At 43.2% G+C, this 13,790-nt stretch carries 17 protein-coding genes and 1 other annotated feature; of the genes, 15 read left to right on the top strand and 2 right to left on the bottom strand.

Going from position 1 to position 13,790, the window contains the following annotated elements; genetic code table 11:
* The first annotated feature begins 93 nt into the window (after positions 1 to 93).
* The 13 genes from rsmD to trpB all read left to right on the top strand — a co-directional run bounded on the left by rsmD (position 94) and on the right by trpB (position 11,595).
* A complete protein-coding gene (gene rsmD, locus HMPREF3002_RS09620; RefSeq protein WP_070666498.1) occupies positions 94 to 633 on the top strand; it encodes a 16S rRNA (guanine(966)-N(2))-methyltransferase RsmD in 540 nt (179 codons plus the stop codon).
* Positions 623 to 1,111: a pantetheine-phosphate adenylyltransferase gene (gene coaD / locus HMPREF3002_RS09615; RefSeq protein WP_013903198.1), complete on the top strand. Its 489-nt coding sequence runs from the start codon at positions 623 to 625 to the stop codon at positions 1,109 to 1,111. Before rsmD ends, coaD begins: the two co-directional genes overlap by 11 nt.
* Positions 1,095 to 2,177 (top strand): SepM family pheromone-processing serine protease, encoded by a 1,083-nt coding sequence (locus HMPREF3002_RS09610; protein ID WP_070666495.1) that lies wholly within the window; start codon positions 1,095 to 1,097, stop codon positions 2,175 to 2,177. Before coaD ends, HMPREF3002_RS09610 begins: the two co-directional genes overlap by 17 nt.
* 162 nt (positions 2,178 to 2,339) lie before the next feature.
* A complete protein-coding gene (gene ccdA2 / locus HMPREF3002_RS09605; protein ID WP_003005901.1) occupies positions 2,340 to 3,050 on the top strand; it encodes a thiol-disulfide oxidoreductase-associated membrane protein CcdA2 in 711 nt (236 codons plus the stop codon).
* 26 nt (positions 3,051 to 3,076) lie between these two features.
* On the top strand, positions 3,077 to 3,400 hold the full coding sequence (locus HMPREF3002_RS09600; protein ID WP_070666492.1) for a hypothetical protein: 324 nt from the start codon (positions 3,077 to 3,079) through the stop codon (positions 3,398 to 3,400).
* Positions 3,401 to 3,456: 56 nt separating this feature from the next.
* Positions 3,457 to 4,017, top strand: coding sequence for a redoxin family protein (locus tag HMPREF3002_RS09595; RefSeq protein ID WP_070666580.1), 561 nt, complete (start codon positions 3,457 to 3,459; stop codon positions 4,015 to 4,017).
* A gap of 11 nt (positions 4,018 to 4,028) precedes the next feature.
* Positions 4,029 to 5,150, top strand: a complete 1,122-nt coding sequence (gene msrB / locus HMPREF3002_RS09590; RefSeq protein WP_070666489.1) for a peptide-methionine (R)-S-oxide reductase MsrB — start codon at positions 4,029 to 4,031, stop codon at positions 5,148 to 5,150.
* Between the two features lie 58 nt (positions 5,151 to 5,208).
* Entirely contained in the window at positions 5,209 to 5,943 is a 735-nt protein-coding gene (locus tag HMPREF3002_RS09585) for a response regulator transcription factor (RefSeq protein WP_049483937.1), read from the top strand.
* The gene (locus HMPREF3002_RS09580) at positions 5,940 to 7,652 is read left to right on the top strand and encodes a cache domain-containing sensor histidine kinase (RefSeq protein WP_070666487.1); all 1,713 of its coding nucleotides are present in this window, start codon (positions 5,940 to 5,942) and stop codon (positions 7,650 to 7,652) included. Before HMPREF3002_RS09585 ends, HMPREF3002_RS09580 begins: the two co-directional genes overlap by 4 nt.
* A 147-nt stretch (positions 7,653 to 7,799) precedes the next feature.
* Positions 7,800 to 8,375 (top strand): YutD family protein, encoded by a 576-nt coding sequence (locus HMPREF3002_RS09575; RefSeq protein WP_045759156.1) that lies wholly within the window; start codon positions 7,800 to 7,802, stop codon positions 8,373 to 8,375.
* A gap of 6 nt (positions 8,376 to 8,381) precedes the next feature.
* Complete coding sequence (gene rlmN, locus HMPREF3002_RS09570) at positions 8,382 to 9,470, top strand: dual-specificity RNA methyltransferase RlmN (RefSeq protein ID WP_003005918.1); 1,089 nt, start codon at positions 8,382 to 8,384, stop codon at positions 9,468 to 9,470.
* On the top strand, positions 9,457 to 9,984 hold the full coding sequence (locus HMPREF3002_RS09565) for a VanZ family protein (protein ID WP_070666485.1): 528 nt from the start codon (positions 9,457 to 9,459) through the stop codon (positions 9,982 to 9,984). Before rlmN ends, HMPREF3002_RS09565 begins: the two co-directional genes overlap by 14 nt.
* Positions 9,985 to 10,046: 62 nt before the next feature.
* Positions 10,047 to 10,287, top strand: a binding site (T-box leader).
* A 120-nt stretch (positions 10,288 to 10,407) separates the two neighbouring features.
* Positions 10,408 to 11,595, top strand: coding sequence for a tryptophan synthase subunit beta (gene trpB, locus HMPREF3002_RS09560; RefSeq protein WP_070666482.1), 1,188 nt, complete (start codon positions 10,408 to 10,410; stop codon positions 11,593 to 11,595).
* A 7-nt stretch (positions 11,596 to 11,602) separates the two neighbouring features.
* On the opposite strand, the gene HMPREF3002_RS09555 is transcribed toward trpB, so the two are convergent.
* Entirely contained in the window at positions 11,603 to 12,262 is a 660-nt protein-coding gene (locus HMPREF3002_RS09555) for a prepilin peptidase (RefSeq protein ID WP_070666479.1), read from the bottom strand.
* An 87-nt stretch (positions 12,263 to 12,349) separates the two neighbouring features.
* Between HMPREF3002_RS09555 and HMPREF3002_RS09550 the strand changes: the two genes are divergently transcribed.
* Both HMPREF3002_RS09550 and HMPREF3002_RS09545 read left to right on the top strand, forming a co-directional pair.
* Positions 12,350 to 12,568, top strand: coding sequence for a YqgQ family protein (locus HMPREF3002_RS09550; protein ID WP_003017930.1), 219 nt, complete (start codon positions 12,350 to 12,352; stop codon positions 12,566 to 12,568).
* Positions 12,568 to 12,951, top strand: coding sequence for a rhodanese-like domain-containing protein (locus HMPREF3002_RS09545; protein ID WP_070666476.1), 384 nt, complete (start codon positions 12,568 to 12,570; stop codon positions 12,949 to 12,951). Before HMPREF3002_RS09550 ends, HMPREF3002_RS09545 begins: the two co-directional genes overlap by 1 nt.
* 43 nt (positions 12,952 to 12,994) lie before the next feature.
* On the opposite strand, the gene HMPREF3002_RS09540 is transcribed toward HMPREF3002_RS09545, so the two are convergent.
* Entirely contained in the window at positions 12,995 to 13,720 is a 726-nt protein-coding gene (locus tag HMPREF3002_RS09540) for a 16S rRNA pseudouridine(516) synthase (protein ID WP_070666474.1), read from the bottom strand.
* Between the last annotated feature and the right edge of the window lie 70 nt (positions 13,721 to 13,790).

The following is a 13,790-nucleotide window of genomic DNA, read 5'->3' as shown; positions in this document are numbered from 1 at the left end:
TGAGAGGCTAGGACTTTTGTCCCAGCCTCTTTTAATTGTCGCTTGACCATATCAAATCGCAATTTTCTGATTTTTTTTGGTATAATGGTCCCTATGAAAATAGTATCTGGAACCTATGGGGGACGTCCCCTCAAAACACTTGAAGGAAAAACAACCAGGCCGACTTCTGACAAGGTCAGAGGGGCCATGTTCAATATGATTGGTCCTTACTTTTATGGTGGAAGAGTGCTGGATCTCTATGCAGGAAGCGGTGGGCTCTCTATCGAAGCCGTTTCTCGAGGCATGTCAGAGGCCGTTCTAGTAGAAAGAGATCGTAGAGCGCAGGAGATTGTAGCAGCCAATATTGCCATGACCAAGGAAAAGGAACGGTTTCAACTGCTAAAAATGGAGGCCAAGCAGGCCTTGGGTCTCCTAACGGGCACCTTTGACTTAGTTTTCTTGGATCCTCCTTATGCCAAGGAAGAGATTGTCTGCGATATCGAAACCTTGTGCGAGCGCCAACTCTTGTCAGAGGACATCATGATTGTGTGCGAAACCGATAAACACGTAGAACTTCCTGAGGAAATCGGACAAGTGGGAATCTGGAAAGAAAAAATCTATGGAATTAGTAAGGTAACAGTATATGTCAGATAGAAGTGGATTGTTTACAGGATCGTTTGATCCGATTACCATTGGGCATGTGCAATTGATCGAGCGAGCTAGTCGCTTGTTTGACCGTGTCTATGTCGGAATTTTTTATAATCCGGAAAAAGTCGGACTCTTTTCTATTGAGCAGCGCGTGCGCATGGTGGAAGGGGCCTTGGCTCATTTGGAAAATGTTGAAATTGTGACGTCAACTCAAGAGTTGGCTGTGACAGTGGCGCGCAATCTTGGGGTCATCACCTTGATCCGGGGTTTGCGCAATGCACAGGATCTGGTATACGAAGCCAATATGGATTATTTTAATCACCAGTTGGCACCTGAATTGGAGACGGTTTATCTCTATGCCCAGCCTCCTTACCAGGCCATTAGTTCAACACGTATTCGAGAGTTGCTGGCTTTTCAGCAGGATATCTCACCTTATGTACCAAATAGTGTAATGGAGGAAATCAAAGATGACACAAGCGAATAAACCAAGCTTGCCTACAAAAAAGAAAAAAGGACGATTGAAAGAATACCGATGGCCGATTGCAGGCGTTCTTTTCTTGTTCCTCTTGCTAGCTGCCTTTGTGATTCGTCTTCCCTATTATATTGAGATGCCAGGAACGGCAGAAGACATTCGATCGGTCATGACAGTCGATGGAAAAGCGGATACCAAGTCAGGATCCTATGACTTTGTAACCGTGGCAGTGAAAGAAGCGACCCCGGCTGATTTGATCTATGCTTGGGCGACACCTTTTACAGATATCTACTCTGCCAAGGATATGACAGGTGGTAGTTCGAGCCAAGAATTTACGCGGATTAACCAATTCTATATGGAAACCTCGCAAAATATGGCCATCTACCAAGGGTTAAAGACAGCTGGAAAAGAAACCCAGATGGACTTTCTAGGTGTTTATGTCATGCAGGTAGCAGATGACTCGACCTTTAAGGGAATCTTGAACATTGCGGATACCGTCACCGGTGTGAATGGCAAGACCTTTAAGAGTTCCAAAGAATTGATTGACTATGTCGGTTCTCAAAAAATTGGCGACCCTGTTTCGGTGACCTATATCGAGGATGGACAAACCAAGACAGCAGATGGAAAGATCATCAAATTGTCCAACGGGAAAAACGGAATTGGGATTAGCTTGATCGACCGGACTGAAGCCAAAGGCGATGTTCCTGTCCAATTTGCGACCGAAGGGATTGGTGGACCAAGTGCCGGTATGATGTTTAGCCTAGCCATCTACACTCAAGTGGCTGATCCAGATCTTCGTCAGGGACGCCATATTGCAGGGACAGGAACCATTAACCAAGATGGAACGGTTGGCGATATCGGTGGGATTGACAAGAAAGTCGTCGCAGCCGATAAAGAAGGAGCAGAAATTTTCTTTGCCCCTAATAACCCTGTTTCCAAAGAAGAAAAGAAGGCTAATCCTAAGGCCAAATCAAACTATGAAACAGCTAAAGAAGCCGCGAAACAAATTCATTCGAATATGAAAATTGTCCCCGTCAAAACCCTTCAAGACGCTATTGATTATTTGAAAAAGAAGTAGAAGTATCTTGTTAGATCAGTCTCGTACTTGAAAGTACGAGATAGAGTTGGCAGATAGGAAGATTCACCTTCTAATCAAATTCAAGTTTTTGCTTATCAATCTCTCTATTTTTAGAGGGATTTTTTCTTTATACTGGTATCAGAAAGAAAGGGAGGTAGTGAAATGATTCAAACCAGTTTGTTTTCCATTTCAGTATTCTTAGCGGGAGTTCTATCCTTTTTCTCCCCATGTATTTTACCACTGATGCCAGTCTATGTAGGGATTCTATTGGATTCTGAACGTGTGAAAACTGTTCGGATTTTTGGAAGAGACATTTCTTGGTATGGCCTGGTGAAGACTCTTTGTTTTATCGCAGGTCTATCAACTGTTTTCCTGATTCTAGGATACGGTGCAGGGGCCCTTGGCCAGGTATTGTATGCTCCATGGTTTCGCTATCTGCTAGGAGGGATTGTGATCCTATTAGGGATTCACCAAATGGAAGTGATCAATCTGAGACAACTCCAAAAACAAAAGACCATCCAACTCAAAAAGAATCGGGAGCGCAATGAATTCTTCAATGCTTTTCTGATAGGGGTAACCTTTAGTTTTGGTTGGACCCCTTGTGTCGGACCAGTTTTGAGTTCGGTTCTAGCCATTGCCGCTTCTGGAGGAAATGGTGCTTTGCAAGGCGCTCTCCTGATGCTGGTCTATACATTAGGCTTGGCGCTCCCCTTCTTAGTCTTGGCTCTAGCTTCTAGCTGGGTTCTACAACATTTTGCTAAACTCAAGCCCCATATGGGAACCTTGAAAAAAATTGGTGGTGCCCTCATCATCTTGATGGGCATCTTGCTGATGCTAGGAAATCTTAATAGCCTCGCATCCCTGTTTCACTAATCTTAAAGGATTAAAGGAGAAAAATCATGAAAAAAATTCTTGCACTTTCTGTTGCTACACTTAGCATCGTCACTTTAGCTGCTTGTTCTGGACAGAAATCAGATTCAGACATGAAAAAAACGGACGATAGTAGTATGATGAAGAAGGACGATATGAAGAAGGACGATATGAAGGATTCATCCATGTCCGATGATAAAATGAAAAAAGAAGACATGAAAGATTCATCTATGATGTCTGACAGCAGTTCGGAAATGAAGGACGATATGAAAAAAGATGAGATGAAATCTAGCGATTCAGAAATGAAAAATGAAAAGAGTGAATCATCTGATATGAAATCAGACAAGGAATGAAAGAAGGGAGAGGTCATCTGAGGATGACTTTCTCCTTGTTTAAAGAGGTAATAATGATGAAGAAATTAGCTTTAGTAGCTGCAGGATTTTTGTGTACTGGACTTTTGGGGGCTTGTTCGAGTCAAGGAATGGCTACTTCCAATAAGGACATGAGCCAACAAACAGCCAAAGCTGGGGCTAGGCAACCATCTGGCAAGAAAGTGAAGGATTTTAGCTTGCAAGGAGTGGATGGCAAGACCTACCGCTTATCCGATTACAAAGGGAAGAAAGTTTACCTCAAATTTTGGGCTTCCTGGTGCTCTATTTGCCTGTCGACATTAGAGGATACCAATGAGTTGGCAAAGGAAGAGGCAGGTAAGGATTATGTGGTTTTATCTGTTGTAGCTCCAACCTTTAATGGCGAAAAATCAGCAGCAGATTTCAAAAATTGGTACCAGTCTTTGGACTACAAGGATTTCCCAGTCTTGCTAGATAGTAAAGGGGAGCTACTCAAAGAGTATGGGATTCGTTCTTATCCATCGGCTCTCTTTATCAATAGTGATGGGACGTTATCAAAGAGCCAGATTGGCTTTATGAATAAAGAGGATATCCTCAAGACCCTAGAGAACATGCAGTAAGGAGATAGACAATGGAAACAAAGTGGAAAGTGTTTGCTATCCTTCTCGTTGGCTTACTATCGATTGGTTTCTTTTTCTTTAGTAAGGGAGCAAACGGAATGGATCGATCAGAAACAAGTACGGAGAGTATCAAAAAAGCATCGATGAGTCAGACTCCAGTAGCCAAAAAGGAAACAAAGGAAAAGGTTGATCCAAAGGATCAGCGTGAAATTTATTTGGCTGGTGGTTGCTTCTGGGGCGTAGAAGAATATTTCTCCCGTGTTCCAGGTGTGATTGATGCCGTATCAGGCTATGCCAATGGAAAGGGAGAAACGACCAAGTATGAATTGGTCCCTCAAACAGGCCATGCTGAAACAGTTCACATCACCTACAATGTCAAGAAGGTATCTCTGAAAGAATTGCTCCTGCATTATTTCCGGATTATCGACCCAACGTCGAAGAATCGACAAGGAAATGATCAAGGAACACAATACCGAACAGGTGTCTATTATGTCTCTCAAGAGGACATTCCAACCATTAACCAAGTCTTTGAAGAAGAAGCAAAAAAATACGACAAACCGTTAGCAGTGGAGAAAGAGCCACTGACCAATTTCATCAAGGCTGAGGACTACCACCAGGATTATCTAAAGAAACATCCAAATGGGTACTGCCATATCGATGTCAATCAGGCTTCTTATCCTGTTATTGATGCTAGTCGCTACTCCAAGCCGAGCGATGAGGAGATCAAAAAGAAGTTATCCCCCGAAGAGTATGCGGTGACACAAAAAAATGATACCGAACGAGCCTTCTCCAATCGTTACTGGGATCAGTTTGATGCCGGTATTTATGTAGATGTCGTGACCGGTGAGCCCCTCTTTTCCTCTAAGGATAAATTTGATTCTGGTTGTGGTTGGCCAAGTTTCAGTCGGCCAATTAGTCCTGATGTGGCGATTTATAAGGAGGATAAGAGTTTCAATATGACTCGGACAGAAGTTCGGAGCCGTGTGGGAAATTCTCATCTGGGCCATGTTTTTACCGATGGTCCCAAGGAAAAAGGCGGCCTTCGCTATTGCATCAATAGTTTGTCTATTACCTTCATTCCCAAAGCAGAAATGAAAGAAAAGGGCTACGGTTATTTATTGGACTACGTCTGAGACAATTCGATCTATAATTTGCTATAATAAGTATAGCAAAAACAAGTAGGTGAAAGACATGTATGCGATCATGATTGTGGAAGATGAAGAGCTTATCCGGCAGGGACTGACTTCCTTAGTGGATTATGAACAGTTTGGAATGACCGTTATCAACCAGGCAGAAAATGGCCGTGAGGCCTGGGAGAAGTTTCAAGAGCAACCAGCCGATATCCTTCTAACCGATATCAATATGCCACAAATGAATGGCTTGGATCTGGCCCATCTCGTCAAAGAGCAGTCTCCGTCTTGTCATATCATTTTTTTGACGGGTTATGATGACTTTGAGTTTGCGAGGAAAGCCATCAAGTTAGGTGCAGATGATTATTTGCTGAAGCCTTTTTCAAAAGATGATATTGAAGAGATGTTAGCAAAGGTGAAGGGAAAACTCGATCAAGAGCGAAAAAAGGCGCAAGTCGAAGATTTGGTCAGTCATGGTTATTCGACAGACTTGGAAGAAGCCATTCATGCTCGTTTAGCAGACTCTCAGTTAACTCTAAAGGATCTGGCCTATCAACTTGGTTTCAGTGCCTCTTATCTAAGTGTATTGATCAAGAAAAAACTGGGACTCCCCTTCCAAGACTACCTCATTCAAGAGCGAATGAAGAAGGCTCAACTCTTGCTTCTCACGACAGATCTAAAGATTTATGAGATCGCCGATCAGGTTGGTTTTGAAGATATGAACTATTTTTCTCAACGCTTTAAGCAGGTGGTTGGGGTGACACCAAGGCAGTATAAAAAAGGAGAGCATGAATGAAACGATATCCCTTGCTGATCCAGCTGGTCCTCTACTTTTTTCTCTTCATTCTCCTCCTTTTTGGTCTTATTGGTGGTCTCTATTATCAAACGAGTTCAGGGACGATCCGCCAGCAAACAGAGCGGACGACAAGAAATAGTATCGATCAAAGCAGTCAGTTTATCACCTCCTATCTAAAAAAATTAAAGCAGACCACGACGGTTCTTAGCAAGGAACAGGCTGTTCGCCAATTTGCCCAAGACAAGAGTGCGGATCAAGAAACGGTTCAACACCTGATGCGAACGATGATTGAAACGGATCCGGACTTGGTCTCTGCGGTCTTGGTGACCAAGGATGGACGTCTGGTAGCGACAGATACCAAAATCAGCATGCAGACTTCTTCAGATATGATGAATGAAAGTTGGTATCAAGAGGCGATTAAGGAAAGAGCCATGCCAGTTTTGACGCCAGCTCGAAAGGAATCCTTAACCTCGGAAAAAGAAAAATGGGTGGTTTCTATTACCCAAGAAGTGGTCGATCAGACTGGTCAAAATCTCGGAGTAGTACGCTTGGATATTGGCTACGATAGCCTTCAGGCTTACTTGGATCACCTTCAACTAGGGAAACAAGGCTTTAGTTTTATCATTAATCAAAAGCATGAGTTTGTCTACCATCCCAAAAAAGCGGTCTATTCTTCCAGTCAAGAAATGCAGGCTATGCAGCCCTATATTGCTGTGAAAGATGGCTATGCTAAAGGAGGACAGAATTTTATCTATCAGGTTCCGATTCCAGATAGCGATTGGACCTTGATTGGAGTGGCTTCACTTGAAGGACTTCAGATGCTGCAGTCGCAGCTCCTGTACTCTTTCATTGGTCTAGGATTACTAGCTTTGATCATGTGTTTAATAGGGATCGGCTTTGTTCTGCGTTTGTGGATCAAACCTTTACGAGACCTTCAGACCATCATTTTGAGGATTGGAGCAGGAGATGCTCACGTAAGAGCTGTAGCCAAAGGATCTCCAGAATTGGTGGCCCTCGCTCAAGCGTTTAATGCCATGTTGGACCAAATCGATAATCTCATGCAACAGGTTAAGGAAGAGGAGCAGAACGCACGGCGGTACGAGTTGCGGGCACTTTCAGCTCAGATTAATCCGCATTTCCTCTACAATACCTTGGATACGATTGTCTGGATGGCGGAGTTTAATGATAGTCGGCGCGTGGTCGACATCACTAAGTCTCTGGCTCAATATTTTCGACTGGCTCTTAACCAAGGCCAGGAGCAAATCCTACTGAGAGATGAAATCGACCATGTCCGCCAGTATCTTTTCATTCAGAAGCAACGTTATGGAGAAAAGCTCAACTATGAAATTCTAGAAGATGAACGGTTGGGCGACTATCAGATTCCTAAATTAGTGCTTCAACCCTTAGTGGAAAATGCGATTTACCACGGCATTAAAGAGATCGATCGGCCAGGTCTCATTCGAGTGACAACTGAAGTCAGTGGAGACTACGCCTGCGTATCGATTTTTGACAATGGACGAGGGTTTGACCGATCAGAATCAACAGACCAAACCCTTCTTCGTTTAGGAGGTGTTGGCTTGAAAAATGTGGACCAACGATTGCATCTTCAATTTGGCGAAGCCTATCATATGGAGATTGATTCTAAGGCCAATAGCTATACGAAAATTACTCTTTTTTTGCCCCTTTCATCATCTGATGAACATGTATAGAGACAAAGATTGCCTTCTTTGTCTCTTTTTCCTTTTGGAAGCTCTCAATGTTGAATTTCAACTCTTTTCTAGTCAAATCTGACGCAAGTCATCAAATTTATGATAAAATAAAGTGTTACAGTAAATAGATTTTGATGAAGGAACACTATGCGAAAAGAGATTGACCCTGAATTATATAATTACAATAAATTTCCTGGACCTGTCTTTCATCAGGTAGGAGACCAAATCCGTTCAGAAAACCTCTCCTTTGAGCTCTTGAAAAATGAGAAGGAAGCTTTTGATGCGACTGTTTTTGGTCAGCGATTTTCTGAGATTTTAACCAAGTTTGATTACATTGTTGGTGATTGGAGCAATGAGCAGTTGCGCTTGCGTGGCTTTTATAAGGAAGAGCGCGATGTTGCAACGATGGATAAATTAAGTCGCTTAGACGATTATTTGTTAGAATATTGTAGCTATGGTTGTGCTTATTTTGTCCTTGAAAATAAGGAGCCTCATCGTGCTTCTTTTGATAAGAAATCACCGGTCAAAAAAGCTCAATCAGAAGAAAGAGAGCCCAAAAAACGTTCGCGCAATCGCAAACAAAAAGATCGTTTCCAAAAACGGGAACGCGACAAGGGACAACCAGCCAAAAACTCGAAAAAAACAAGACCGTCTGCTGAGACTAAAAAGACAACGAAGACAGACAACAAACGTCATTTTGTGATTCGACAAAAAGAGGAGTAAGAAAGAATGAAACCATCCATTTATAGTTTAACACGCCAAGATATGATTGATTGGGCGGAAGAAAACGGCGAAAAGAAATTCCGTGCAGCACAAATCTGGGAATGGCTCTATCGCAAACGCGTCCAGTCTTTCGAAGAAATGACCAACCTTTCTAAGGACTTGATTGCGAAGTTGAATGATCAATTTGTCGTCAACCCACTTAAGCAACGGATCGTGCAAGAGTCAGCAGATGGAACGGTCAAGTACCTCTTTGAATTGCCAGATGGTATGTTGATTGAAACCGTCTTGATGCGTCAGCACTATGGATTATCTGTCTGTGTAACGACTCAGGTCGGATGCAATATCGGTTGTACCTTCTGTGCTTCAGGTTTGATCAAAAAACAACGCGATTTGAACAATGGAGAAATCGTGTCTCAAATCATGTTGGTCCAAAAATACTTTGACGAACGTGGCCAAGATGAACGGGTTAGCCATATCGTTGTCATGGGGATTGGAGAACCATTTGACAACTATAACAATGTCTTGAAATTTATCCGGACGGTCAACGATGACAAGGGATTAGCGATTGGTGCTCGTCATATTACCGTGTCTACTTCTGGTTTGGCTCATAAAATTCGTGATTTTGCAAATGAAGGTGTGCAGGTCAATTTGGCAGTGTCTCTTCATGCTCCAAACAATGACTTGCGCTCTAGCATCATGAAGATCAACCGGGCCTTTCCAATTGAAAAATTGTTTGCGGCGATTGAATACTATATCGAGACTACGAATCGTCGGGTGACCTTTGAGTATATCATGCTCAATGAAGTCAATGATGGGGTCGAGCAAGCCTTAGAGTTGGCAGAATTGCTCAAGAATATCAAGAAATTGTCTTATGTTAACTTGATTCCTTACAATCCTGTCAGTGAGCATGACCAATATAGCCGGAGTCCAAAAGAACGGGTCATGGCCTTCTATGATACCTTGAAAAAACAAGGTGTTAACTGTGTAGTGCGTCAAGAGCACGGTACAGATATTGATGCTGCCTGTGGCCAATTGCGTTCAAATACCATGAAACGGGACCGGGAGAAAGCGATTGTTGAACATGCGCAACCTTAAACAAGGGCTGATGGATCATACAGAACTAACAAAAAGAGGAAGAAGGCTGTTACGGAGTGGCAGCTTCTTCTATTTTATCCTCTTGTGTCTGATGTGTTTTTTGCCCCAACAACCAAAGCCGGGTATGGAAACACCGGGTATTCAACATTTCGGTCGCATCGTCGTCCTGCTGGTTCCTCTTAATTCGGTGATGAATCTTGGCCAGATCACCAGTGTCCTCCAACTCATTAAGGTCGTTCTCCAAAACATAGCCAATATCTTTTTGTTAAGCCCGCTAGTCTTTCAACTCCTCTGGATATGGCCCTGGTTGAGGAGTCGCAAACGGGTCTTGTGCTTCGGTTTTGCGATGAGCTTGTGGATTGAATGCAGCCAAGTTCTGTTAGATCTCTTGTTTGATGCCAATCGTGTCTTTGAGCTAGATGATTTGTGGACCAATACCTTAGGAGCTTACCTAGCCTATCTGGGCTTTCAGTATTGCAGAGCACGATTGCTAGCAAAAAATGGCGAAATGTAAAATCCGAACATTTTAGTGTCTTTTTGAAATTTTTGTTGACAAAGTCAGAAGCGGGAGCTATAATAACTTCAAGACATCAGAAAAGTAGAGATTTTTCTCACTTCCAGGGAGCTTGTGGTGATTGCGAACAAGCAGTGGTGAATCTTGAAATGGGCTGATGCGTTTATGATGATGAATTTGAAACAATAAAAATTCGGTGAGCACACCTTATCGTGCACCCTGTTGTTAGACAGGTCAGAGATGTAGGAGAAAGAATAGCTTCCTACAATTGAGGTGGCACCGCGGTATCGAATCGTCCTCACACAGATTTTTCTGTGTGAGTTTTTTTGTATCTCAAAGGAACCCAGTGAGACTGCAGCTCAAAGGGCCCGCGAGAGAAAAAGATCATAAACAGATCGAAAATATAGAAAAGAGGACACAATCATGACAGAAACAAAAGGCTATTTCGGACAATTTGGTGGATCTTTCGTACCAGAACCCATTCAAAACTTGCTCAATCAATTAGAGGAAACCTTTGAACAGTATAAAAATGATCCAGAATTTATCGCAGAATACAAACATTATTTGAAAGATTATTCTGGACGCGAAACACCACTCTACTTTGCGGAAAGTTTGACAGATCATTTAGGTGGGGCAAAAATTTATTTGAAGCGCGAAGACTTGAATCACCTAGGTTCGCATAAATTAAATAACGTCTTGGGGCAAATCCTCTTGGCTAAGCGCATGGGCAAAACGCGCGTGATTGCTGAAACAGGAGCCGGTCAACACGGTGTGGCTACAGCAGCTGCAGCAGCTAAGTTTGGCATGACCTGTGATGTCTACATGGGGGCAGAAGACGTGGAACGCCAACGCTTGAATGTCTTCCGCATGGAAATGATGGGGGCAACCGTTCATGCGGTTGAAACCGGGACTAAGACCTTGAAAGATGCCGTTGATGCTGCGTTTGGAGCATGGATGGCGGATCTGGATGCCTTTTACGTTTTGGGTTCTGCTGTTGGCCCTCACCCTTACCCAACCATTGTGCATGAATTCCAAAAGGTGATCAGTGAAGAATCTAAACGTCAAATCTTGGAAAAAGAAGGCCGTTTGCCGGATTATGTGATTGCCTGTGTCGGTGGTGGCTCCAATGCCATCGGTGCCTTTTCTGAATATGTTGCAGAAGAGGAAGTCGGATTGATTGGGGTAGAAGCAGCTGGTCATGGCTTGGACACCGATCAACACGCAGCGACCATGACCAAAGGGACTATTGGTGTGGTTGATGGTATGAAGACTTATGCAGTCTTTGGCGAAGATGGAAAAGTAGCGCCAGTTTACTCGATCTCTGCTGGTTTGGACTACCCAGGGGTTGGCCCAGAGCATGCTTTCTTTAAAGATTCTGGTCGTGTCGAATATGTAGCAGCGACAGATGATGAAGCAGTAGAAGCTCTTCTTCTTCTCAGTAAGACAGAAGGGATCCTCCCAGCCATTGAAAGCTCACACGCGATTGCAGAAGCGGTCAAACGTGCTCCACAATTGGATAAAGACAAGATCATTATCATCAATGTTTCCGGACGTGGGGATAAGGACGTGGCTGCTATCGCCGATTATCTAGAAGCGAAGACTGCAAAATAAGAAGAATTTATCTGCAAAATATCGTATAAAGCAGTAAAGCGTGATAACTGAGAAAGAGACAGGGAACAAAGGGAATCCGGTCTCTTTCTTTTTTGAGAGCAAAGACGAGAATCCCTAAGAGGGATGCGATCTGAATGAGAAAGAGAATCTTGGTGGAAGAAAAGCTTAGCGAAAAGGTAGCTAGTAAGAGAAAATCTCCTGCTCCCATTCCGATAAAGAAAAAGTGAGCTCCTATCGCAAGGAGTAAAAAGACCAGCATGAGGAGATTACTACCGGATAAAAAGAAGACCAGGGCATGGAGACAGCACCAGATGACCAAGGGGTATTCCATAAAGCGAAGGTCATAGATGGCTAAAACGGCAACTCCCAGTAGTGTTAGAAGTTGAGGCAGAGAAAGGGAACCATTGGCGTAGGCTAAAAAGAGTAGGCCACTCCAGACCTCAAAAAGGCAGTACCAAAATGGGTAGGTCTGATGACAATAGCGGCAGCGAAAACGATGGAGTAGTTGCGAGATAATGGGGATGAGATCCCAAACGCCAAGGACGTGCTGGCAGTGATCACAATGACTGCGAGGAGCAAGAATGGATTGGTTTGGAAAACGATCGACAACTAGTCCCAAAAAAGAGGCGATACAAGTACCGATGGTAAAAAAATAAAAGTTGATCATACTTATTTATTCGTAAAGCAATTGAAAAATGTCATCATTTACTTGAAAATCTTGTAAAGCCTTTCTAAATTTGATACAATAATGAACATGAAAAACCTGTATGATGTTCAACAATTTTTAAAACGTTTTGGAATCATCATTTATGTGGGGAAGCGCCTCTATGACATCGAATTGATGAAAATTGAGCTTCAACGTCTTTATGATGCAGGCCTGATGGAGCGGCTCGATTATTTAGAAGCCGATACCGTTTTAAGAAGAGAACACAAGCAAGAATTAGAATTTTTGAAAAAGAGTGAGGTAGAGTGATGGGAAATATCATTGTTTGGTTGGCTATTTTAGGAGTATTTGGATGGATGGCGTTTAATTATTTCCGCATCCGTAAAGCTGCTAAATTTGTGGATAATGCGACTTTTGAAGAGCTGATTCGTCAAGGTCAGTTGATTGACTTGCGAGAGCCAGCTGAGTTTCATGCCAAGCATATTTTAGGAGCACGTAACATTCCTTCTACTCAGTTGAAGTTGAGTCTTGCAGCCTTGCGCAAAGATAAACCAATTTTACTCTATGAAAATAGCCGTAGTTCGCGTGTAACCAATGCGGCTCTCTATCTTAAGAAACAGGGTTATACAGACATTTATGTCTTGTCTTATGGTCTTGATTCTTGGAATGGGAAAGTGAAAAAAGACGCTTAATAAAAAGAGCTCTAACTGCAGCAAATGTGTGGTTAGAGCTTTTTTATCTTGTTTTTTCAAGGAAATCTTTGACCCATGTGAGCTCTACCTCATTCAAAGGCCGGCTTTCGCCAGGTGCTAACTGAGGATCCAAGGTGAAGGGACCAAAAGACAAGCGTTTTAAGGTCATTACTTTGACTCCGATGGCCAAAAACATCTTTTTCACTTGGTGGTATTTTCCTTCTGAGATTCGGACCTGGGCCTTGCTGTAGCTGGGGGTACTTTCTAGAATGGTCAAGGAGGCAGGCTTACAGATAGGGCCGTCCGTGAATGAAATCCCATTCTGAAATTGCTCGATGTGGGCTGCATAAAGCGGGCCATTGACTTCTACCTCATAGACCTTCTCCACATGGTATTGAGGATGGAGCAGTTGAAAGCCTAAGGGACCATTATCTGTGAGGAGGAGCAAACCACTGGTATCGCGATCGAGGCGACCAAGCGGATAGAGATCTGGGTACTCTTGCTGAGGGTCCACTAGATCGATCACCGTTGGATGGTGGGCGTCTCTTTTAGCGGTCACAGCCCCGATTGGTTTATGGAGCATGTAGTAGTGATGACGCGGTTCTTGAATGATCCGATCCCCGATTTGAATCTGTTGGAGTCCAGGGTCGATGTTTTGGGATAGCTTTTGAGCTGGTAGGTGATCGACCAAGATTTGCCTTCGGGCCAGAAGTTGTTTGATGTCTTTACGAGCGTGCTGATGTTCTGCCATCAATTGATCTAATCTCATGGAAGCCTCTTTTTCTGAAAGTCTAATAATCAGTGTATCATGAAAAGAAAAGGAAATCGAGTCCGAGAAA

The organism is Streptococcus sp. HMSC065E03 (assembly GCF_001815045.1).
In the GTDB taxonomy this organism is placed as follows: domain Bacteria; phylum Bacillota; class Bacilli; order Lactobacillales; family Streptococcaceae; genus Streptococcus; species Streptococcus parasanguinis_AD.
Note: the sequence above shows the minus strand (reverse complement) of the source record. Positions and strands in the feature narration are given on the sequence as shown.